Raw genomic sequence first — 20,018 nt, 5'->3', positions numbered from 1 at the left:
CCCTGGCCTGGTGTTCACGCCGACCGGTCCGGCGCTGGCCCCGCGCTACCGCGAGCCGGCCGCCCGGCGCCCGCGCCCGTACCCCACCGGCCCCGGCCCCGGCCCCGTCGCCGTCGCCGTCGCCGTCGCCGTCCCCCGCAACCCCTACCTCCGGCTTTTCGCGGTGCCCGGCGCCCGCGCGTTCACCGTGGGCAATCTGCTGGCCCGGCTGCCGATGGCCATGTTCAGCGTCAGCGCCGTGATGATGATCGCCGGGGCGTACGGCTCCTACGCGCTCGCCGGTGCCGTCAGCGCGGCCGGGCTCGCGGTGGGCGCGGTCGTCGCGCCGCTGCTCGCCCGGCTGGTCGACCGGCACGGCCAGGCCAGGATCGCGGTGCCCGCCACCGTGTGGGCGGTGCTCTGGCAGCTGGCGCTGCTGCTCTGCGCGCACGGCCGGGCACCGGTCTGGACGCTGTTCGCGGCGGCCGTGCTGGGCGCCACGCTGCCCAACACCGGCGGGATGTCCCGGGCCCGCTGGGCGCACCTGCTCAAGGACGCGCCGGACGGACCGGCCGCCCTGCACACCGCCAACGCGTTCGAGCAGGCGGCGGACGAACTGTGCTTCATGCTCGGCCCGGCGCTCGCCGCCGTGCTCTGCTCGTCGCTGTTCCCGGAGGCGGGCACGCTCGTGGCCGCCGTGCTGTTCCTGACCGGGATGCTGGTGTTCGCGGCGCAGCGCCGCACCGAGCCGCCGGTCGCCCCCCGCACGAGGGCGGGCTCGCCGCTGCGGACGCCGGGGATGCCCGCGCTGCTCGCGGTGTTCCTGGCCACCGGCGCAGTGTTCGGCGCGATGGAGATCGTCACCCTCGCGTACGTGGACGGGCCGCCGGCCGGTCCGGTCCTCGCCCTGCAGGCGGCGGGCTCCTGCGCGGCCGGTCTGCTCTACGGCCGGGTGCGCAGGACCGCTCCGCTGGGCGTCTGCCTTGCGGCGATGACCGCCCTGATGTCGCTGCCGCTCCTTGCCGCCGCCCTCACCGGCTCGCTGCTCGCGCTGGCCGCCGGGCTGCTGCTCGCGGGCATGGCGACGGCGCCGGCGATGGTCACCGGGATGGGCCTGGTGCAGCGACTGACCCCGGCGGCGCAGCTCAACGAGGGCATGACGCTGGCGGTCACGGCGCTCCTCGCGGGCATCGCACTCGGCTCGGCGACCGGCGGCCGCCTCGCCGAGCACGCCCCGACGCCGGTGTACGGCTACCTGGTCCCGGTCGCCGCGGCGGCGCTCGCCCTGCTGCTGAGCACGGCGACGGGCCGGCGGACGGCGACGACGGTCCGGACACCCTCCTAGTAGTTCCAGCGGTTGCGGCTGCCGTCCTTGCGGCAGTGGATGATCCGGCCGTTCTCGGCGTGCGTGGACCTGCCGAGGTCGGCCTTGCGGCAGAACTGGCCGGCGTCGTAGCAGTTGCCCGCGTTCGACACGATCTCGCAGGTGGTGCCCTTGCTCGCGGCGGCCCGGGTGGGCGCGGGCCGCGGGGCGGGCGCCTTGGTGGTGGGCGCGGCCGGGCGCTTCGCGGTCCGGGTGGGGGCGGGGGCCTTCGTCGCGGCCTTGGTGGGGGCGGCCGTGGTGGCGCTGGGGGTCGGCGTGGGCGTCGGGGTGGGGGTGGGCGTCGCGCTCGACGGCGTGGCGGTCACGGTCGCGGTCGCAGTCGCGGAGGCGGTCGTGGCGACCGGCGCGGCGCTCGTCCCCTTCCCGCCGTCGCAGGCGCTGAGCCCGAGCGACAGGACGATGGCGGCGGCGACGGCGGCGGCGACCCGCCCCCGCGCAGTGGTGCGGGAGGCGGCGGTGCGGGAGGCTATCGGGGACACCCGGCCCTCTTCTTCTTCGTGCCGGGTTCTCCCCGGGCAGTGGCGTGAACGGCCACAGGCTACGGAGAGTCGTTGGTCATGAACACACCCAGGCCGATCGGCCTCACGGAGCCCCGATCCGTAGGGGCCTTCGACCAGGACGGGAACGGGACGAGAGCCCGAGGGCGGTGCGCACTCCCAGCAATACGGTACGCGTTTCCCGTACCACCTCCGTACCGTAAAGTCGTACCGTAAAGTCGTACCGTCAGCCACGACGCACTGGGTCTGACGCCGGACCTGCCATCGGCCCGACCGAAGGAGTGGAACTCGTGACCATAAGCGCCAGCGAAGCCCGTCAGAATCTCTTCCCCTTGATCAAGCGGGTCAACGACGATCACATGCCGGTCCGGATCAGCTCCAAGGCCGGGGATGCCGTGCTGATGTCCGCCGATGACTACGACTCCTGGCAGGAGACGATCTACCTGCTGCGCTCCCCCGCCAACGCGCGGCGCCTGATGGAGGCCGTGGGCCGGGACAGGGCAGGCGCCGTCGAGGTCCCGAGGACCCTCGACGAGCTCCGTGAGCTGGCCGGGGGCGAGGAGTGAGGAGGGTCCACTTCGACCCCGCGGCCTGGGAGGACTTCCTCTTCTGGCTCGCCTCCGACCGCAAGGCGGCCCGTCGGATCACCCGGCTGATCGGGGAGATCCAGCGCACGCCCTTCACCGGCATCGGCAAGCCCGAGCCGTTGAAGGGCGATCTGTCGGGGTACTGGTCGCGGCGGATCGACGACGAGCACCGGCTCGTCTACCGGGCGGACGACAAGGAAGTGAAGATCCTCCAGGCCCGACACCACTACACGGACTGACCGACGGCCGGCAGAACGCGGGCTCCGAAGTCCGGACATGACGAAGGCCCGGCAGTCGTCGTGACGACCACCGGGCCTTCGCCCACATGGGATGAGTGGAGAGGGCGGGAATCGAACCCGCCCACAAGCCCTACGGACAGTAGGCCAGGGCGATATTCCCGCAGGCCAACCGCACAGGACGACACCAAGCGGCACGATCCATCAGGATCCAGCACCCCCTGGTGCTCCCGCCGGGAGCACCGGACGCACCCTTATCGAGCGACTGCAAACTGACTGCATCGACGATAAAATGCAGTCATGACTGCATTCACGATCCGGGAAGTCCCCGACGACATCGCCCGCCGCATAAAGGTCCGCGCCGCTGAGGCCGGACAGTCCCTCCAGAGCTACCTGCTCAGCCTCGTCACCAGAGACGCCACCCAGCCCACGCTCGGCGAAATGGCCGAGCGCGCCGAGCGCTATGCCACGGAGGACATCGACATCCAGGACGTCCTCGACACCATCGACGCAGGCAGGGCGAGCCGTTGATCGTCGTGGACTCGTCCGCCCTGGTCCTGTTCCTGACGGACAGGGGCTCCCGTGGCGCCGCCGCCCGCCGGCGCATCGGCGAGGAAGACACTCTCGCCGCTCCCTACCTCCTGGACACGGAGGTCGCGTCCGCCCTCCTGGGCATGGCCCGCGGCGCCAAAATCGACCCCACGAGCCTCGACGAGCACTTCAAGACCTACCAGGGGCTGCGCGTACAGCGGCACGAGACGGGCCCGCTGCTCCCCCGGATCCGAAAGCTGTACGCCAACCTCTCCGCCTACGACGCCACATACGTCGCTCTCGCCGAGGCACTGGGCGTCCCCCTGCTGACGGCGGACGCTCGCATCGAACGAGGCGTTCAGAAGCCGCGTTGCGGGATCGAGGTCATCACGGCCAACGGTGACCAGCCCCCACACCCGGGCACCTGACGCACCCACGCATCCGACGCACTCCCTGAAGGGTGGTGCTCCCGCCGTGCTCCCACATGACGAAGGCCCCCCAACCTCGCGAAGTTTTCGCAGGTCAGGGGGCCTTCGCCCACATGGGATGAGTGGAGATGGCGGGAATCGAACCCGCGTCCAACGGTGCGGAATCAGGGCTTCTCCGTGTGCAGTCTGGTACGCGTTTCTCAGCCCTCCGGATCACCCAGACAAGTCCGGAACGGGCTCAGTCACTGTTTGATTTCCCTCTTCACCCCGTGACCGGGATCAAGGTTTAGTCCCCTGGATGATGCCAGGATCCGGGTCGGGAACAGCCCCGGGCTGACACTTCGCAAGTCGCTACTTAGGCAGCGAGGGCGAAGGAATCGCGCTTGGTGTTGGCGATTATAGGTTTCGGCGCGTGGTTAACGAGATCATTGCCGCTTCCTCGACACGCTTCCCCTGCTTCGACATCCGCTGTCGAAACCGATCATCCCCATGTTGATTTTTCAAACCATGCACCCTCTGTGAGGTGCAGGCCCCATCGTACGTGACCAGCGCGCACGCTCGCCAGCGTATTCCCCGCGTTCACCCGGAGGCCCCGGGCGCACGCCCGTGCGGGCGCGCCGCTCAGGCCAGCTTCGCGGCCCGCTGCCGCCGCCGCGCCGCCGAGATCGCGCGGCTCGCCTCACGGGTGTCCTGCTGCTCACGGAGCGTCTGGCGCTTGTCGTACTCCTTCTTGCCCTTGGCGAGCGCGATCTCGCACTTCACCCGGCTGCCCAGGAAGTACAGCGCCAGCGGCACGATCGTGTGACCGGTCTCCGACGCCTTCTGCTCCAGCTTGTCGATCTCCGCCCGGTGCAGCAGCAGCTTGCGCTTCCGCTTCGCCGAGTGGTTGGTCCAGCTGCCCTGCGTGTACTCGGGCACATGGATGTTGTGCAGCCACGCCTCGTGGCCGTCGATCTGGACGAAGCCGTCGACCAGCGACGCCCGGCCCATCCGCAGCGACTTCACCTCGGTGCCCATGAGGACCACACCGCACTCGTACGTGTCGAGGATGTGGTAGTCGTGCCGCGCCTTCTTGTTCTGCGCGATGAGCTTGCGCTCAGGCCCCTTGTCCGCGCTCTTCTTCGCAGGCTTGCCCTGCACATTCACGAGTCCCTTAGCCATAGTGCGGTCATTTTCGCACTAGGAGCCCCCTCCGAGGCCACTCAATACCGTGCGGGCCCGCGCCTCGGCCCGATCTCCCGTGGTGTCGCCCACCGTGACGTCCGGGGTGATGCCATGACCGTCGACCTCGTGCCCGGCCGGCGTGCGGTAGTGGCCGACGGTCAGCTCGGCGACCGCGCCGCCCGGCAGCGTGCTCGGCATCTGCACCGAACCCTTGCCGAAGGTGCGGGACCCGACGGTGACCGCCCGGCCGCGGTCCTTCAGGGCGCCGGTCAGCAGCTCGGCCGCGCTCATGGTGCCGCCGTCGACGAGGGCGACCAGCGGCCGCTCGGTGTCGCCGCCGCCCTGCGCGTACACCGCGTGCTGGGTGCCTTCGACGTCGTACGTGGCGACCAGGCCGCCGTCCAGGAAGGCGGAGGCGGCGGTGGCGGCCTCGGTGAGCAGTCCGCCGGAGTTGCCGCGCAGGTCGAGCAGGACCCCGGCGCGGGCGGGCGCGGTGCGCACGGCCCGGCGGACCCGCTCGCCGGTGCCCTTGGTGAAGGCGGTGACCCGGATGACCAGGGTGCCGTCGTCGAGGCGGCGGACGGCGACCGGGTCGACGGCGAGCCTGGCCCGGCGCAGCCGCTCGGTCCAGGCGGCGCGGCCGCGCTGGACGCCGACGGCGACGGTGCTGCCGGGGACGCCGTCGCCGCGCAGCAGCGCGACGACCTCGGCCACGGAGCGGCCGGTGACCGGGCGGCCGTCGACGGCGGTGAGCCGGTCGCCGGGGCGCAGTCCGGCGCGGGCGGCGGGGCCGCCGGGGGCGACCCGGCTGATCTCGACCCGGTCGGGGGCGGCGCGGCGGGCGGACAGGCCGACGCCGGTGTAGGCGCCGCCGAGGGACCGCTCGAACTCGGCGTACTCCCGTCTGTCGTAGACGGCGCCCCAGCGGTCGCCGCTGCGGCTGACGAACTCCTCTGCGGCGGTCGCGGGGGACTTGCCGTCGGCGATGGCGTCGGCGGCGGCGCGGGCGAGGGCGCCGCGGTCGACGGTGGCCCCGGCCCGCTCGCCGAGCCCGGCGGCGTCGGTCCCACCGGCCCCGTCGGCCTCTTCGAGCGCGTCCGCCCGGTCACCGCCCCGGGCGCGCGGGTCGGCGGCGGTACGTGGGTCGGCGGCGCTGCGCTCGCCCTCGTACGGGATGCCCCGGCCCCGTACGGCGGACCCGCGGGGGTCGTCCTGGCGGGGCAGCGTGCCGGTGGCGGCGGCGGTGCCGAGGACCCCGGCGAAGACCAACGTCAAAGCGGCCCCACGGAGGATTCCGCGGGGCCCGCGACAGAACTCGGGGCCGCTGCCGGCACGCATGGCGCCCACTCTAGGACAAGCGAATGGCGCCGTACGGGCGTTGGCCGTACGACGCCATCCGCGTCTCACGAGTGAACCGTCACACCTTCAGGTACTTGCGCAGCGCTATGAAGGCGGCGAGAGCAGGCATCAGCAGACCGATGGCGAGCACCAGCGGCAGCTTGGCGAGGACGGCGTCCCAGCCGATGAAGTTGACCAGCTGCATCTTGTCGGCGAGCGCGATGCCGTGGTCGATCAGGAAGTACCGGCCGACGATCAGCATCACGCAGGCGACGCCGCCGCCGAGGAGTCCGGCGAACGCGGCCTCCGCGATGAACGGCATCTGGATGTAGAAGTTGGTCGCGCCGACCAGCCGCATGATGCCGGTCTCGCGGCGGCGGCTGAACGCGGACACCCGGACGGTGTTCACGATCAGCATCAGCGCGATCACCAGCATCAGACCCATGACTCCGAGGGCGGCGATGTTCATGCCGTTCATCAGGTCGAAGAGGTTCTGCAGGATGTTGCGCTGGTCCTGGACCGACTCGACGCCGTCCCGCCCGGCGAAGGCGGTGGCGACCACCTTGTACTTCTCCGGGTCCTTCAGCTTGACCCGGAACGACTCCTGCATCTGGTCCGGGGTGACGACGGACGCGATGGCCGTGTCGCCGTACTGCTCCTTGTAGTGCTTGTACGCCTCGTCGGCCGTCTCGCGGTGGACGGACTCGACGATGTCCATCTTCTTCAGATCGGCCTCGATCTGCTCCTTCTGCTGGGCGGTGACGGCACCCTTGGCGCACTTGGCGGAGTTGGCGCCGTCACTCTTGTTGCAGAGGAAGATGGAGACGTTGACCTTGTCGTACCAGTAGTCCTTCATGGTGCTGACCTGCTCGCGCATGAGCAGGGCACCGCCGAACAGGGCCAGCGACAGGGCCACGGAGACGATGACGGCGAACGTCATCGTCAGGTTGCGCCGGAGACCGACCCCGATCTCGGACAACACGAACTGGGCGCGCATGTGTCTGTTTCCCCTACTGGCTCAGTGCTGGTAGCCGTAGACGCCGCGCGCCTGGTCACGGACGAGGCGGCCCTTCTCCAGCTCGATGACGCGCTTGCGCATCTGGTCGACGATGTTCTGGTCGTGGGTCGCCATGACGACGGTGGTCCCTGTCCTGTTGATCCGGTCGAGCAGCTTCATGATGCCGACGGAGGTCTGCGGGTCGAGGTTGCCGGTGGGCTCGTCGGCGATCAGCAGCATCGGGCGGTTGACGAAGGCCCGCGCGATGGCGACGCGCTGCTGCTCACCGCCGGACAGCTCGCCCGGCATGCGGTCCTCCTTGCCGCCGAGGCCGACCAGGTCGAGCACCTGGGGGACGGCCTTGCGGATCTCGCCGCGCGGCTTGCCGATGACCTCCTGGGCGAAGGCCACGTTCTCGGCGACGGTCTTGTTGGGCAGCAGCCGGAAGTCCTGGAAGACCGTCCCCAGCTGGCGCCGCATGTGCGGCACCTTCCAGTTGGACAGCCGGGCGAGGTCCTTGCCCAGGACGTGCACCTGCCCCTGGCTGGTGCGCTCCTCGCGCAGGATCAGCCGCAGGAAGGTCGACTTTCCGGAGCCTGAGGAACCGACGAGGAAGACGAACTCCCCCTTCTCGATCTCCAGGGAGACATCCCGGAGCGCGGGGCGGTTCTGCTTCGGATAGGACTTGGAGACGTTGTCGAATCGGATCACGAATGCACCACGGTCGGCCGGGAGTAGGTGTGCGTGACCATACGCGAGTCGGGATGGCCCGTGCAGTCGCGCTCCTGGCTTGCGTGCTTTATCCTTTTCGTCCTTCCGCCCTGATGTGCGCGGGGCGCGCCGAAAACCCCGGGAGCTGGCACAGTGGTGAGGGGAACGCGCGGACCGTGCCGAGCGTTGTCCTGATACGGACCCCTTGTGCGGGAGGAGGAGAGCGCATGACCTATGACCGACTGGTGTGCGCCAACTGCGCGGCCCCCGTCGCGGAGGGCCGCTGCCCCGTCTGCCGCGCGAACCGCGAGCGACTGCCCCAGCCGACGGGGCTGACGCCCGCGATGCTGCTGACCCTGGTGATCGCCCTGGTGGCGGCGACGGCACTGCTGGTGGCGGTGCGGGGCGTCTGAGCCCCCGCCGGAGCCTCCCGGCGGCCGCAGGGCCGCCAGGGGCCCGCGAGAAGCCGTCCCGGCCGCGCGAGGCCATCCACAGCTCATACGGCCATGGGAAAGGGCCGGGAACGCCCGTACGGCGTCCCCGGCCCTTTCTGTCGCGCTCGGCCCGTGCTTAGGCGACGGTACGACCGCCACCGACGAGACGCGGCAGGAAGCGGAACCCGATACCACCGGCGATCATGGTCGCGGCCCCGATGACCAGGAACGTGGTCTCGGCGGCACCGGTCTCGGCCAGCTCCTCCTTGGCCTTGCCCTGCTCGACCGGCTGCGAGCCCGCGTTGTTGGTGCCGGGCTTGTTGTCGACGCACTCGGCGCCGTCGAGGTCGACGGTGCAGGTGCCGGCGCCACCGTCGGTGGCGGAACCACCGTCGGTGGAGGAGCCACCGTTGGTGTTGCCGCTGTCGGAGTTGCCGGTGCCACCGTTGTCGGTCTGGCCGCCGTTCTGGCTGCCCCCGTTGTGGTTGCCGCCGTTCTGGCCGGTCGAGGTGCCGGTGGACGTGCCCGTCGAGGTACCGGTCGAGGTGCCCGTCGAGGTGCCCGTGGACGTACCGGTGGAGGTACCGGTCGACGTGCCGGTGGACGTGCCGGTGGACGTGCCGGTCGAGGTGCCCGTGGACGTACCGGTGGACGTACCCGTCGACGTGCCCGTCGAGGTACCCGTGGACGTGCCCTCGGAGGTGCCGGTGGACGTACCGGTCGAGGTGCCCGTCGACGTACCGGTGGACGTACCCGTCGAGGTGCCCGTGGAGGTCCCCTCGGAGGTGCCGGTCGAGGTGCCCGTGGACGTACCCGTCGAGGTGCCCGTGGACGTGCCCTCGGAGGTGCCGGTGGACGTACCGGTCGAGGTACCGGTCGACGTGCCCGTGGACGTACCGGTCGAGGTGCCCTCGGTGGTCCCCTCGGAGGTGCCTCCGCCGTCGACGCCGCCCGGGTCGCCCTGGCCGCCGTCGTCGCTCCCGCCGTCCGAGTTGCCGCCGAGGTTGGCGTCGACACTCTGGTTGGCCACGGTGATGTCTTCGCCGCTCACGGCCTGAGCGGCGCCCGCGACGGTCAGCGAGGCGCCGGCCGCGATCACGGCACCGGCAGCGATCCGCGCGACGCGGACCCGCGTCTTCTTGGTCATCTGGCTGCTACCCCCAGTAGCTCAAATCGTCTGTAGGGCCGCGCTCGGGGCTCCGGAACCGGAGGGCGTCACACTCGCTGGACTGCCCCCGTTCACACGCGCCCCAGGAAAACGCATGCCGCGTGCCACCCTTGCGACTTTCCGATAACACGTCAAGGCCGTTGCGTCTGCGATGCCCGAAAGATCACGATTTGCCCGTCATACGGCGATGCAACTGTGACGTAAACCCGGAACTCCCGCCTCGGCTGCGCTAGTTCGTGTGTCGACAAAGCGCCAGAGTCGTTCCCGGGCCGCTTGCGCCCGCGAAGTCACCCGAGGCCGCACTCCGATCCGGCGGCCAGAAAGTCGGAACGGTCCATCACCTTGGTCTTGTCGCCGCCGTCGGAGACGAGTACGTCGTCCCTTTCGAGCTCGCGGACCTGGCCAACGGTGAAGCGGATCTGCCCGTTGAGCGCCCGGTGGTCCACCGTGCCCATGCTCCGAGCCTCGTACGGAACACCCTCGCTCAGAGCGGTGAGAGACCTCTCGTCCTCGCGCCACCCCCTTGGGGTGTCGAACAGTCTGACCGAGTCCACCGGAGGCCGCACCCGGTACCCGTTGACGGACCATGCCTTCAGGGGCCGTTCCGACACGTCCGCGACGATGCTGACCGAGTCCACCGTGTATCCGGCGCACCGCGAGAACAGCAGACGCACCCCTGCCGCCCCATCCCGCTCCACCGCGATCACCCCCTGCGGAGCGGGCGAACACCCCGTCCCCACCCCCAGCAGCGCCGGCACCAGCACCACCCCGGGCACCACCCGCCCCCTCACCGGCGGCACTTCAGCTGCGCGTCGATCTGCTCGCGCGTCAGAACCGCCCCGGTCCACGTCATGAACTCACCCTCCCCGAGCCGCGCCCCGCGCAGCTTCCGCAGGTCGACCGTGCCGTCGCGGTCGGCCGAACCCGCACCGGCGAACTGGACCTCGACGAAGAACTCCTGGGGCAGCTCGCCCGAGAGCGGCTTGTCCACATCGGCGTAGCTCGCCGCCGCCCCGGGCCCGGCCACCGGGAAGACCCCTTCCCTCGCCTCCTCCATCCGGAGCCCCCGCGCGCTCCACAAGATGTCGAAGCCGTCCCTCTGCCCGTCCTCACCGACCCACACTGAGACAAGAGCACTGGTGACCGTCTCCGAGGCGCACCGGGGCGCCGCAACGACCAGCGTGTCGCCCCGCATGCGGTAGCCGAAGTCCGGCGGGTCGGGGGCCGGGCCCAGCACGCAGGCGGACAGCAGCAGGGTCCCAGCCAGGGCGAGAACCGGCCAGGCCACGCGCCGACGCCGCGCGATCCGCTGCCACCCCGATCCGCCGGAACCGCCGTCTCTTCGTCGTCGCACCATTCGCACCGCGCCCCCTCCCCCCGCTCCCCGGTCGGCGAGCGGCCCGCACTGTGGCCGCACGGCGGTCCCCCGGCAACCCGGAGGCCGACACTCCGTCAGGTACCGGCGGGGGTACGTGCGGGAGTACGGGAACGCCGACGGGCCCCGCTCCGTGGTGCTGAGCGGGGCCCGTGGTGAGGCGGGTGCGGCGGGCGGTTACGCCTGTTCCTGCTGCTTGCGCCAGCGGATGCCCGCCTCCAGGAAGCCGTCGATGTCGCCGTCCAGGACCGAGGTCGGGTTGCCCACCTCGAACTCCGTACGGAGGTCCTTGACCATCTGGTACGGGTGGAGGACGTAGGAGCGCATCTGGTTGCCCCAGGAGCTGCCGCCGTCGCCCTTGAGGGCGTCCATCTTGGCGCGCTCCTCCTGGCGCTGGCGCTCCAGGAGCTTGGCCTGGAGGACGTTCATGGCGCTCGCCTTGTTCTGGATCTGGGAGCGCTCGTTCTGGCAGGAGACCACGATGCCGGTCGGGAGGTGGGTGATCCGCACCGCCGAGTCGGTGGTGTTGACGCCCTGGCCGCCGGGGCCCGACGCGCGGTAGACGTCGATGCGGAGCTCCGACTCGTCGATGTCGACGTGGTCGGAGGACTCGACGACCGGAAGGATCTCGACGCCCGCGAAGGAGGTCTGGCGGCGGCCCTGGTTGTCGAAGGGCGAGATGCGCACCAGGCGGTGGGTGCCCTGCTCGACCGAGAGGGTGCCGTAGGCGTAGGGGGCCTTGACCACGAAGGTGGTCGACTTGATGCCGGCCTCTTCCGCGTACGAGGTCTCGTAGATCTCCGTGGAGTAGCCGTGGCGCTCGGCCCAGCGCAGGTACATGCGCTGCAGGCGCTCCGCGAAGTCGGAGGCGTCGACGCCGCCCGCCTCGGCGCGGATGTTGACCAGGGCCTCGCGCTCGTCGTACTCGCCGGAGAGGAGGGTGCGGACCTCCATCTCGTCGAGCGCCTTGCGCACGGAGACGAGCTCGGTCTCGGCCTCGGCCCGGGTGTCCGGGTCGTCCATCTCCTCGGCCAGCTCGAACAGGACCGCGAGGTCGTCGATGCGGCCACGCAGCGTCTCGGCCTTGCGGACCTCGGCCTGGAGGTGCGAAAGCTTGCTGGTGATCTTCTGCGCCGCCTCCGGGTCGTCCCACAGGGACGGGGCCGCGGCCTGCTCTTCGAGCACGGCGATGTCTGCCCTCAGCTTGTCGAGGTCCAGGACGGCCTCGATCGACCCCATGGTCGAGGAGAGGGACTTCAGCTCTTCGGATACATCGACGACTGCCACGCGTCCAGCGTAACGGCTCGGGGCAAGCACCCGGACCCTGAGCCGCCCCCGAACCGCCCCGGACCAGTCCCGGAGCCCTGCCTAGGGCCTGTCTGACAATTCGCGTCGGATCAGGCCGGGTCGTTCGGTGCGTGCGATCGGCGTGCGGCCGGGGCGCCCTTGTAGCGGAGCTACTTGGGCGTTTCGGCCGTACGGCGAGCGTGCCGGGCGGGCCGGACCCGACGGGAATTGTCAGACAGGCCCTAGGGGGTCTGCGACTGCTTGGTGTCCTGCGGCGGCGCGTCCTCGCCGCCCGCCACCGCCAGGTAGCCGCCGACGCCCAGCGCGCCCGCCACGGTCAAGGCCGCCACGGTCAGGGCGATCCGGCGCTTGCGCGCGGAATCGGCCTTGTGGCGGGCCGAGCCGGGGCGGCGGGCGCCCGCCGGGCGGGGAGCCCGGGCGGTGCCGAGCGGGCCGCCGGAGAGCTCGTCGGGGCCCGGCACGCGCATGGAGGTGTGGGTGTCGCGGTTGGAGTCGGTCGAGGCGCCCGGCACCAGCGGCACGGCGGCCCGGCGCGGCGCCGGTTCCCCGCCGTCGGCGCCCGCACCGGCGCCCGCGCCGGTGGCGTACGGGTCCTCCTCGTACCCCGGTTCCGCCGCCGGGTCCGCGTCCGGCTCGTCGACGTCGAGCGGCGGGATGCCCTTGAGCATCGGCAGTACGTCCCGCAGCCGGGTGCCGAGCTCCGAGGCCCGCAGCCGGGAGGCCGGGGCCTTGGCGAGGCACTGCACGATCAGCTGCCACAGCTCCTCGGGGATGCCGGGGAGCGGGACGACGGTCTCGGTGACGTGGCGGCGCAGCACGGCGCCGGAGTGGCCGCCGCCGAACGGGGTGAACCCGGCGAGCAGCTCGTACAGGACGGTCGCGAGCGCGTAGATGTCGACGGCGGCGCGCGGCGGGAGGCCCTCGACGATCTCGGGCGCGAGGTAGTCGGGGGTGCCGATGATCCGGGTGGCCTTGGTGCGGCCGGGGGTGTCGATCAGCTTGGCGACGCCGAAGTCGGTGAGCAGCGCCGGGTGGGCGCCGCCGGGGCCGAGCGGGCCCTCCATGTCGAGCAGGATGTTCTCGGGCTTGACGTCCCGGTGCACCACCCCGGCCTTGTGGGCGGCGGCGAGGCCGTCGGCGACGTCGGCGATGATCGCGACGGCCGCCTCGGGGGCGAGCCTGCGCTCGCGGTCGAGGCGGGTGCGCAGGTCGGTGCCGCGCACGAGGTCCATGACGAGCGCGAGGTCGTTGCCGTCGACGACGAGGTCGCGGACGGCGACGACGTGCGGGTGGTCGAGTCCGAGCAGCGCGGTGCGCTCCTGGACGAAACGGCCGACGAGCTCCTGGTCGGAGGCGAGGTCCTCGCGCAGCAGCTTGATGGCGACGGGGCCCTCGGGGCCCTCGCCGAGCCACACCGTGCCGGCGCTGCCCCGCCCGAGGATCTGGTGGGCCGTGTAGCGGCTGCCGATATTCCGTGCCAAGACTGCTCCCTCAGCGGCTGCGGTTCGCGTCAAAGCTACGCGTCCGAGGGCGTCGACCGGCACTTCCGAGGGGAAATCACCCCTCGGAAGTCGACATAGCGACAGAACGGGTGCCGTCGAGGGCCTTCAGGGGCCGTAGCGGCGCCCCTGAAGGAGCCGGATCACGGCGCCGGACACACGGCCGGCCGAGCCCGGACCACACAGTCCGACCACGCAGTCCGACCACGTAGCCCGACCACCCGGGCCGGACTACGGAGTCGTGCCGCCGCCGCCCGCGCTGTCGCCGAGCGACGAGACCCAGTCGCTGACCGAGGTGATCGCGTCGCCGATCGCCTCCCAGTAGCCCTTGCCCTGCGCGACCCAGTCCTGGAGCGGGGTGAGCTCCCAGATCAGCCAGCCCGCGACCACGAACAGCACGATCGTGAACAGGCAGCCCTTCAGGCAGCCGAGGCCGGGGATGCGCATCGGGTTGGCGCCGCGCTGGCGCGGCGGACGCGGCTCGCGCGGCACCGGAGCCGGGGCCGGTGCGGGCGGCGGGGCCTGCGGCGGCGTGTACTGCTGGCGCTGCGGCTGGGGCGCGTACTGCTGCTGCTGCGGCTGCGGGGCGTACTGCTGGGGCTGCTGGTACGGGGGCGGCTGCTGGCCGTACCCCTGCTGCCGGCCCTGGCCCTGCCCCTGCCCCTGGCCGTAGCCCGGACCCGGGCCCTGTGCGTACCCCTGCGGGGGCTGCTGCGGCTGCGACGGCTGGGGGCGGCGCTGCGGACGGCGGCGGAGCGGGTCCTCGCTCGGGTCGAGGTACTGCACCTGGGTCTGCTCGTTGCGGTCGCGGAGCGCGCCGAGCTGGCTCTGCCAGGGGTGCGGGTCCTCCGGCCGCGGGCCCGGCGGGTCCTGCGGCACCGGGGGCATGACGGCGGTCGGATCGGCGGCGCCCGGAGCGGTCGCGGGGAGCACGGCGGTCGGGTCGGCGGCGCCGGCCGGGCCACCGCTCCTGCCGTCCGTGCCGTCGAAGCCGCCCAGGCCCGCCATTCCGGCCATCGGGCCGCCGGTCGGCAGCACGCTGGTCGCCGCGGCCGGGTCGTACGCGGAGGTGCTGGGCAGCACCTGGGTGGCACCGGCCGGGTCGACGCCCGGGGTGTCGGGCACCGGCGCGGGCGCCGGGTCGGGCGCGAGCAGCGCGCCGACGCCGTCGGCGGCCTCGATCTGGGCGGGGGTGGCGTGCACGCCGATCCCGGCGGCGACCACGCGCAGTCCGCGGGCCAGGCTCTCGGCGCTGGGCCGCTCGTCGGGGTTCTTGCGCAGGCAGCGCTCGATCACCGTCCACAGCGGGCCCGGCACGGTGGAGGGGCGGCGCGGCTCCTCGCTGAGGTGGCGGTGCAGGACTTCGAGTGCGGTGCCGCCGGCGAACGGCGGGCGGCCGGTGACCAGCTCGTAGAGGAGGATGCCGGCGCCGTAGATGTCGACGGCGGAGGTCTGCGGGCGGCCCTCGGCGGACTCCGGCGCCACGTACGCGGGCGTGCCGACGAATTCGTGGGTGCGGGTGAGGCCCGGGGAGTCGGCGAGGCGCGCGATGCCGAAGTCGGTCAGCATCGGGTGCATGCCGCCGTCCTGGGTGGCGAGCAGCACGTTCGCGGGCTTGAGGTCGCGGTGGACCACGCCGTCGGTGTGGCTGGCGGCCAGCGCGTCGGCGATCTGCGCGGTGAGCAGGGCGGCGGCGACCGGGGTGAGCGGGCCGTTCTCGCGGATGTAGCGGTGCAGGTCGGGGCCGTCGACGAGGTCCATGACCAGGGCGAGGACGTCACCCTCCACGACCAGGTCGCGGGTGCGCACGATGTTGGGGTGGGTGAGCCGCAGGAGCACGGACCGCTCGCGCAGGAAGCGCATCACGATGTCCGCGTCGTTGGCGAGCTCCTCCTTGAGGACCTTGATCGCGACCGTCTCGCCGGGCTGGCCCGCCACCGCCGCCTCGGCGCCGGCCGTCTCGCGCTGGCGGGCTCGCCAGACGGTGCCCGTGGCGCCGCGGCCGAGCGGCTCCTCGAGCAGGTACTTGCTGCCGATAGGCCGCACGTCACGCGCTCCCTGCTGATCGTGGTCCTGACCCCGGGCCCGCCCGGGGGGTCCGAGGGGGGCCGCGACCCGAAGGGGTACGGGGTGTGTCCTGTTGTTCTGTGACCCGTCCGGGTGTCCGACCCACTTTAGTGCCGCCGAACGAGTCATCGAGCGGGCGCGGGCGGGCGGATTCCCACGGGTCGCCGAGGCGCCGCTGCCGTCGGACCTGTCCGAAAGACAGACGCCGGGAGCGGCCGTGAGGTTGCCGGAAGCGCAGCGAGACGTACGCAACCAGGCGAAATAGCGTCGATCGACGACCGAACAAGATCACTTCTGGACGACCCGGGGGCGGGTTGTCAGCGGCAGGTGCGAGGATGCGTACAGCACGTCGAGTCGGGGCCGGGAGCCCCCGCCGCCGTGCCGACCTGTACCGGACGACGCGTCCGTGCCGGGTGGGGGGAAGCACCAGGTCGGACCCCCTGCCGGGCACCCCGCGCAGAAGGGACCGCTGACGGCGATGCAGATCCGGCTGACCGTCCTCGCGCCGCACGCCGGCCACGGCGCGGGCCGCGCCTGCGACGTGCTCGTCACCGCCCCCGCGGGCACCGAGCTGGCCGCCGTGGCCTCCTCGCTCGCCGCCGCCGTCTCGGGGCCCGACACCTCTTCCTCCGGCACCACGGTGCTCTATTCGGGTGGTGAGCGGCTCGACGCCCGTCGCTGTCTGCTCGGGCTGCCCCCGCTGGTCGACGGCGCCGTGCTGGCCCTCCAGACGCCAGGACCGGACAGCGCGGCCGACGTCATAGGGGAGGACGCCCCGGCCCGGCTCCATGTGGTCGCGGGACCCGACGCGGGCGGGGTCCATCTGCTGCACGGCGGAGCGATCAGAATCGGCCGTTCCGTCGACGCCGACGTGCCGCTGGACGATCCGGACGTCTCGCGCGCCCACTGCACGGTGACCGTCGGCCCCGACGGCCGCGTCACGGTCACCGACCAGGGCTCCACGAACGGCACGAGCGTCGACGGCGCCGCGGTCGGCGCGCAGCCGGTCCGGCTCCCGTCCGGCGGTCTGCTCCGGGTCGGCGAGTCCGCGCTGCGGCTCACCGCCGGGACCGAGGGCCGCGCCGCCACCGTCCCGACGGCCCCGGACGGCGAGGGCCATCTGCGGGTGGACACCCCCGGCGCCGGACCGGGCCAGGGGCCGACCGACGGCCGGGACGGGACGGCTCCCGGCGGCCCGGTCCCGTACGGCACCGCCCCGGGTGCCCCGTACGGGACCCCGCACCCGCACCCCGCCCCGTACGGTTCACCGTCGTCCCACCCCGGTTCCCACCCTGATTCCCACCCTGGTTCCCCTCCCGACTTCCACCCCGGCGGTACGGGTCCCCAGGGCGCGACCCACGGCGCGGGCGCCGCGCTCGCTCCCGGCGGCGCCACCGGCCGCGAGGACCCGGCGCACCCGGTTCACCCGGCGCACGCGCGCGCGGGGGAGTTCGATCCCGAGGACGGCGACCCGGGCGGCGAGCTGGAATCGCACAGCAGGACCCGGCAGGCCCGCAGGCGCGGGCTCGGCGCCTGGGCCCGGCGGCTCGCGGGCGGCCGGGAGGAGCCGCGGGACGGGGAGTACGGGGTGGCCCCGGTGCCCGCCTTCGCGGGCGGCGCCCCGCAGAGCGGCCCGCAGGGCGCCGCCGTCCCGCCCGACAGCTGGCCCGACCCGGCCGCGGTGCTGCTCACCGCCCTCGGCCCGGGCCCCCGGCTGTGGGAGCGCGGCCCCGGCCATCCCGAGGCCCTGGTGGTCCGGCTCGGCACCACCGACCGCGCCGATCTTTCCGGGGTGCCGGTCACCGTCGCGCTGCGCGAGGCGGGCTCGCTCGGCCTGGCCGGACCCGCGCCCCGGCTCGCCGGTCTGGCCCGCTCGGTGATCGCCCAGCTCGCCGCCCTGCACCCGCCGGGCGACCTGGAGATCGTGCTGGTCTGCGCCGACCGGGCCCGCCCGGTCGAGGAGCGGCGGCGCGCCTGGGGTTGGCTCGGCTGGCTGCCGCACACCCGCCCGGCGCACGGCCAGGACTGCCGGCTGCTGCTCGCCTACGACCGGGACCAGGCACAGGCCCGGCTGACCGAGCTCACCCGGCGGCTCGACGAGAGCCCGCTCGGGCCCGGCTGGGCCAGCGCCGACCGGGAGCTGGTCGCCGAGACCGCCGCCCGCCATCAGGGGCCGTCGACCGTGGTCGTCGTGGACGGCGACCCGGGTTCGGCGGCGCTGCGCGAAACGGTGGCGCGGCTCGCCGGGGCGGGCTCCGCCGCCGGGATCCATCTGGTCTGTCTGGCCGAGGCGCCCGCCGCCTCCCCGGCGTCGCCGGTCGCCGCGACCTACGAGGCGGCCTGCGCGGCCTCCCTCGCGTTCCGCGAGTGTGGGGCGGCGGCGCTGCTCAGCGGTGACGTGGCGACCGCGCTGCGGCTGCTGCGGACGGCCGGCGGCCGGGCCGCCGGGCACGGCACGGTCGGTGTGGTGGACGCGGTGTCGGTGGCCTGGGCGGAGCGGTTCGGCCGGGCACTCGCCCCGCTGCGCACCGAGACGGCGGCGGGCGCCGGGCGGAGCAGGACCGCCGCCGCGCTGCCCCCGTCGGCCCGGCTGCTCGACGAGCTGGGCCTGGCCAGGGCCACCCCCGCGTCCCTGATGGCCCGCTGGGCGTCGGCCGACGACGGCACGGTGGTCCTCGGCGCGGGCCCGCGCGGCCCGGTCGCCGTGGACCTGACGCAGGAGGGCCCGCATCTGTTGATCGAGGGCCCGGCGGGCAGCGGCCGCACCGAGCTGCTCCGCTCGGTCGCCGCCTCGCTGGCCGCCGGGGGCCGCCCGGACCGGCTCGGGCTGCTCCTGGTGGACGGTGCGGGCGGTGAGCGCGGCGAGGGCCTCGCGGCCTGTACGGAGCTGCCGCACGTGACCGAGCATCTGGTGGCCTCCGACCCGGTGCGGATGCGGGAGTTCGCGCAGGCCCTCGGCGCCGAGCTGAAGCGCCGCGCCGAGCTGCTCGGCGACACCCACTTCGCCGACCGCCGGTCGGCCCGGCTGGTCGGCCAGCGCGCGGCGAGCGCCGCCGAGTCGGTGCCGCCGGGCCCGCGCGGCTCGGCCCGCATCCCGGACGCCCGCGCGGGCTCCGGTTCCGGTGCCGGAACCTGCATGGGCTCCGGTACGGGGATGGCTTCCGGTACGGGGATGGGCCCGGGCCCGGGTGGTCCTGGCGGCCCCGGGGTGCTGAGCGAGCGCACCCCGCCGCCGGGTTCCGATCTGCTGGGCGACCGGCCCAGCGGCCGTACGGTGCGGGTCACCCAGGACGGCGCGCTCGGCGACACCCCGAGCGCCCGGCTGCCCCGCCCGAGTTCGCCCGACCGGGACCGGCAGGGCGACCGGTACGGGGAGCGGGAGCGGTACGGCGACCCGTACGGGGAGCGCACTCCGCCGCCGGGCTCGGACCTGCTGGGCGACCGGCCCAGCGGGCGGACGCTGCGCGCGGCGGCCGACGGCAGCGTCGGCGACACCCCGAGCGGGCGCACCCACCGCACCGGGGCGCTGCCGCTGGGGGACACGGTGAGCGGCCGGACCCACCGGTCGGCGCCGCGCGAGGTGTACGACCAGCACGCCGACACCTCGGCGTACCACCCGAACCACCCGACGCCGCCGCCCGGCGCGGATCTCCTTGCCGACCGGCCGAGCAGCCGTACCGACCCGGTGCGCAACGGGCCGGCCGCCGAGGGCGCGGGCGCGCTGCCGCGTCTGGTGGTGCTCGTGGACGACTTCGACGCGCTGGTGGCGCCCGCGCTCGGCGCGCCGGGCCGGCCGGCGGCCGGTTCGGTGGTGCGCGCCCTGGAGATGATCGCGCGCACCGGGGCCCGGCTCGGGGTGCATCTGGTGGTGACCTCGGCGCGGCCCGACCGCACGGCGGACACCGAGCTGGCGCACGGGGCGCGGCTGCGGATCGTGCTCGACGCGCCGCCGGTGGCGCCGGGCGGGCCGGATCAGCCGCAGCCGGGCCGGGGGCGGCTCGGGCATCCGGACGGCCGGGTGACGCCGTTCCAGACCGGGCGGATCACCGGGCGGATCCCGCGCACGGCGACGCTGCGGCCCACCGTGGTGCCGCTGGAGTGGGAGCGGATGGGCGATCCGCCCGCTCGTCGTCCGGTGCGCGAGCTGGGCAACGGGCCGACGGACCTGGCGCTGCTCGCCAGTGCGCTGGACCGGGCCGCGCGGTCGGTGGAGGCCACCCCGGTGCCGCCGCTGGTGTCGCCGACCCCCGCCTGAGGCGGCCTCGCCCGCGGCCCGCCCCAGGCCCTGACGGCACGTCATCATCGCGCCGGGCTC

At 73.4% G+C, this 20,018-nt stretch carries 18 protein-coding genes and 1 other RNA gene; 7 read left to right on the top strand and 12 right to left on the bottom strand.

From position 1 onward, the window contains the following. The first annotated feature begins 10 nt into the window (after nucleotides 1-10). Nucleotides 11-1,324, top strand: a complete 1,314-nt coding sequence (locus tag ACIPXM_RS21040) for an MFS transporter (RefSeq protein WP_401657506.1) — start codon at nucleotides 11-13, stop codon at nucleotides 1,322-1,324. Here the strand turns inward: ACIPXM_RS21040 and ACIPXM_RS21035 are convergent. Further along, nucleotides 1,321-1,842: a hypothetical protein gene (locus ACIPXM_RS21035; protein ID WP_401657504.1), complete on the bottom strand. Its 522-nt coding sequence runs from the start codon at nucleotides 1,840-1,842 to the stop codon at nucleotides 1,321-1,323. The genes ACIPXM_RS21040 and ACIPXM_RS21035 overlap by 4 nt on opposite strands. Before the next feature lie 308 nt (nucleotides 1,843-2,150). On the opposite strand from ACIPXM_RS21035, the gene ACIPXM_RS21030 reads away from it, so the two are divergent. The 4 genes from ACIPXM_RS21030 to ACIPXM_RS21015 all read left to right on the top strand — a co-directional run bounded on the left by ACIPXM_RS21030 (nucleotide 2,151) and on the right by ACIPXM_RS21015 (nucleotide 3,642). Beyond that, a complete protein-coding gene (locus ACIPXM_RS21030) occupies nucleotides 2,151-2,426 on the top strand; it encodes a type II toxin-antitoxin system Phd/YefM family antitoxin (protein WP_401657502.1) in 276 nt (91 codons plus the stop codon). Next, complete coding sequence (locus ACIPXM_RS21025; RefSeq protein WP_401657500.1) at nucleotides 2,423-2,686, top strand: Txe/YoeB family addiction module toxin; 264 nt, start codon at nucleotides 2,423-2,425, stop codon at nucleotides 2,684-2,686. The genes ACIPXM_RS21030 and ACIPXM_RS21025 overlap by 4 nt, the downstream gene beginning before the upstream one ends. Before the next feature lie 297 nt (nucleotides 2,687-2,983). After that, on the top strand, nucleotides 2,984-3,214 hold the full coding sequence (locus tag ACIPXM_RS21020) for a FitA-like ribbon-helix-helix domain-containing protein (RefSeq protein ID WP_401657498.1): 231 nt from the start codon (nucleotides 2,984-2,986) through the stop codon (nucleotides 3,212-3,214). Nucleotides 3,215-3,219: 5 nt separating this feature from the next. Beyond that, nucleotides 3,220-3,642: a type II toxin-antitoxin system VapC family toxin gene (locus tag ACIPXM_RS21015; protein WP_401657928.1), complete on the top strand. Its 423-nt coding sequence runs from the start codon at nucleotides 3,220-3,222 to the stop codon at nucleotides 3,640-3,642. 120 nt (nucleotides 3,643-3,762) lie between these two features. On the opposite strand, the gene ssrA is transcribed toward ACIPXM_RS21015, so the two are convergent. The 5 genes from ssrA to ftsE all read right to left on the bottom strand — a co-directional run bounded on the left by ssrA (nucleotide 3,763) and on the right by ftsE (nucleotide 7,852). Then, nucleotides 3,763-4,131: a transfer-messenger RNA gene (gene ssrA / locus ACIPXM_RS21010) on the bottom strand. A gap of 132 nt (nucleotides 4,132-4,263) precedes the next feature. Continuing rightward, a complete protein-coding gene (smpB, locus tag ACIPXM_RS21005; RefSeq protein ID WP_401657496.1) occupies nucleotides 4,264-4,803 on the bottom strand; it encodes an SsrA-binding protein SmpB in 540 nt (179 codons plus the stop codon). 18 nt (nucleotides 4,804-4,821) lie between these two features. Next, nucleotides 4,822-6,144 (bottom strand): S41 family peptidase, encoded by a 1,323-nt coding sequence (locus ACIPXM_RS21000; RefSeq protein WP_401657494.1) that lies wholly within the window; start codon nucleotides 6,142-6,144, stop codon nucleotides 4,822-4,824. Nucleotides 6,145-6,223: 79 nt separating this feature from the next. Next, nucleotides 6,224-7,141, bottom strand: coding sequence for a permease-like cell division protein FtsX (ftsX, locus tag ACIPXM_RS20995; protein ID WP_401657492.1), 918 nt, complete (start codon nucleotides 7,139-7,141; stop codon nucleotides 6,224-6,226). 21 nt (nucleotides 7,142-7,162) lie between these two features. Then, entirely contained in the window at nucleotides 7,163-7,852 is a 690-nt protein-coding gene (ftsE, locus tag ACIPXM_RS20990) for a cell division ATP-binding protein FtsE (protein WP_046910798.1), read from the bottom strand. Nucleotides 7,853-8,079: 227 nt separating this feature from the next. Between ftsE and ACIPXM_RS20985 the strand changes: the two genes are divergently transcribed. Further along, nucleotides 8,080-8,265, top strand: coding sequence for a hypothetical protein (locus ACIPXM_RS20985; protein WP_401657490.1), 186 nt, complete (start codon nucleotides 8,080-8,082; stop codon nucleotides 8,263-8,265). 157 nt (nucleotides 8,266-8,422) lie between these two features. Here ACIPXM_RS20985 and ACIPXM_RS20980 read toward each other — a convergent pair whose 3' ends face one another. From ACIPXM_RS20980 to ACIPXM_RS20955, 6 genes are all read right to left on the bottom strand, one after another. Beyond that, the gene (locus ACIPXM_RS20980) at nucleotides 8,423-9,433 is read right to left on the bottom strand and encodes a hypothetical protein (RefSeq protein WP_401657488.1); all 1,011 of its coding nucleotides are present in this window, start codon (nucleotides 9,431-9,433) and stop codon (nucleotides 8,423-8,425) included. Between the two features lie 308 nt (nucleotides 9,434-9,741). After that, complete coding sequence (locus ACIPXM_RS20975) at nucleotides 9,742-10,128, bottom strand: hypothetical protein (RefSeq protein ID WP_401657486.1); 387 nt, start codon at nucleotides 10,126-10,128, stop codon at nucleotides 9,742-9,744. Between the two features lie 113 nt (nucleotides 10,129-10,241). Continuing rightward, a complete protein-coding gene (locus tag ACIPXM_RS20970; protein WP_401657484.1) occupies nucleotides 10,242-10,742 on the bottom strand; it encodes a hypothetical protein in 501 nt (166 codons plus the stop codon). Nucleotides 10,743-11,006: 264 nt separating this feature from the next. Further along, the gene (gene prfB, locus ACIPXM_RS20965; protein ID WP_401657482.1) at nucleotides 11,007-12,116 is read right to left on the bottom strand and encodes a peptide chain release factor 2; all 1,110 of its coding nucleotides are present in this window, start codon (nucleotides 12,114-12,116) and stop codon (nucleotides 11,007-11,009) included. Nucleotides 12,117-12,358: 242 nt separating this feature from the next. Further along, nucleotides 12,359-13,618, bottom strand: coding sequence for a serine/threonine-protein kinase (locus tag ACIPXM_RS20960; protein WP_401657480.1), 1,260 nt, complete (start codon nucleotides 13,616-13,618; stop codon nucleotides 12,359-12,361). A 249-nt stretch (nucleotides 13,619-13,867) separates the two neighbouring features. After that, the gene (locus ACIPXM_RS20955; RefSeq protein WP_401657478.1) at nucleotides 13,868-15,682 is read right to left on the bottom strand and encodes a serine/threonine-protein kinase; all 1,815 of its coding nucleotides are present in this window, start codon (nucleotides 15,680-15,682) and stop codon (nucleotides 13,868-13,870) included. 499 nt (nucleotides 15,683-16,181) lie between these two features. Here ACIPXM_RS20955 and ACIPXM_RS20950 point away from each other — a divergent pair, with 499 nt between their 5' ends. After that, nucleotides 16,182-19,958 carry an FtsK/SpoIIIE domain-containing protein gene (locus tag ACIPXM_RS20950; RefSeq protein WP_401657476.1) on the top strand — a complete coding sequence of 1,259 codons (3,777 nt, stop codon included), beginning with the start codon at nucleotides 16,182-16,184 and terminating at the stop codon, nucleotides 19,956-19,958. Nucleotides 19,959-20,018: the final 60 nt, after the last annotated feature.

Source organism: Streptomyces sp. NPDC090025 (genome assembly GCF_044748125.1).
Taxonomy (GTDB): Bacteria; Actinomycetota; Actinomycetes; order Streptomycetales; family Streptomycetaceae; genus Streptomyces.
This window is presented reverse-complemented; position numbering and strand designations above follow the sequence as displayed.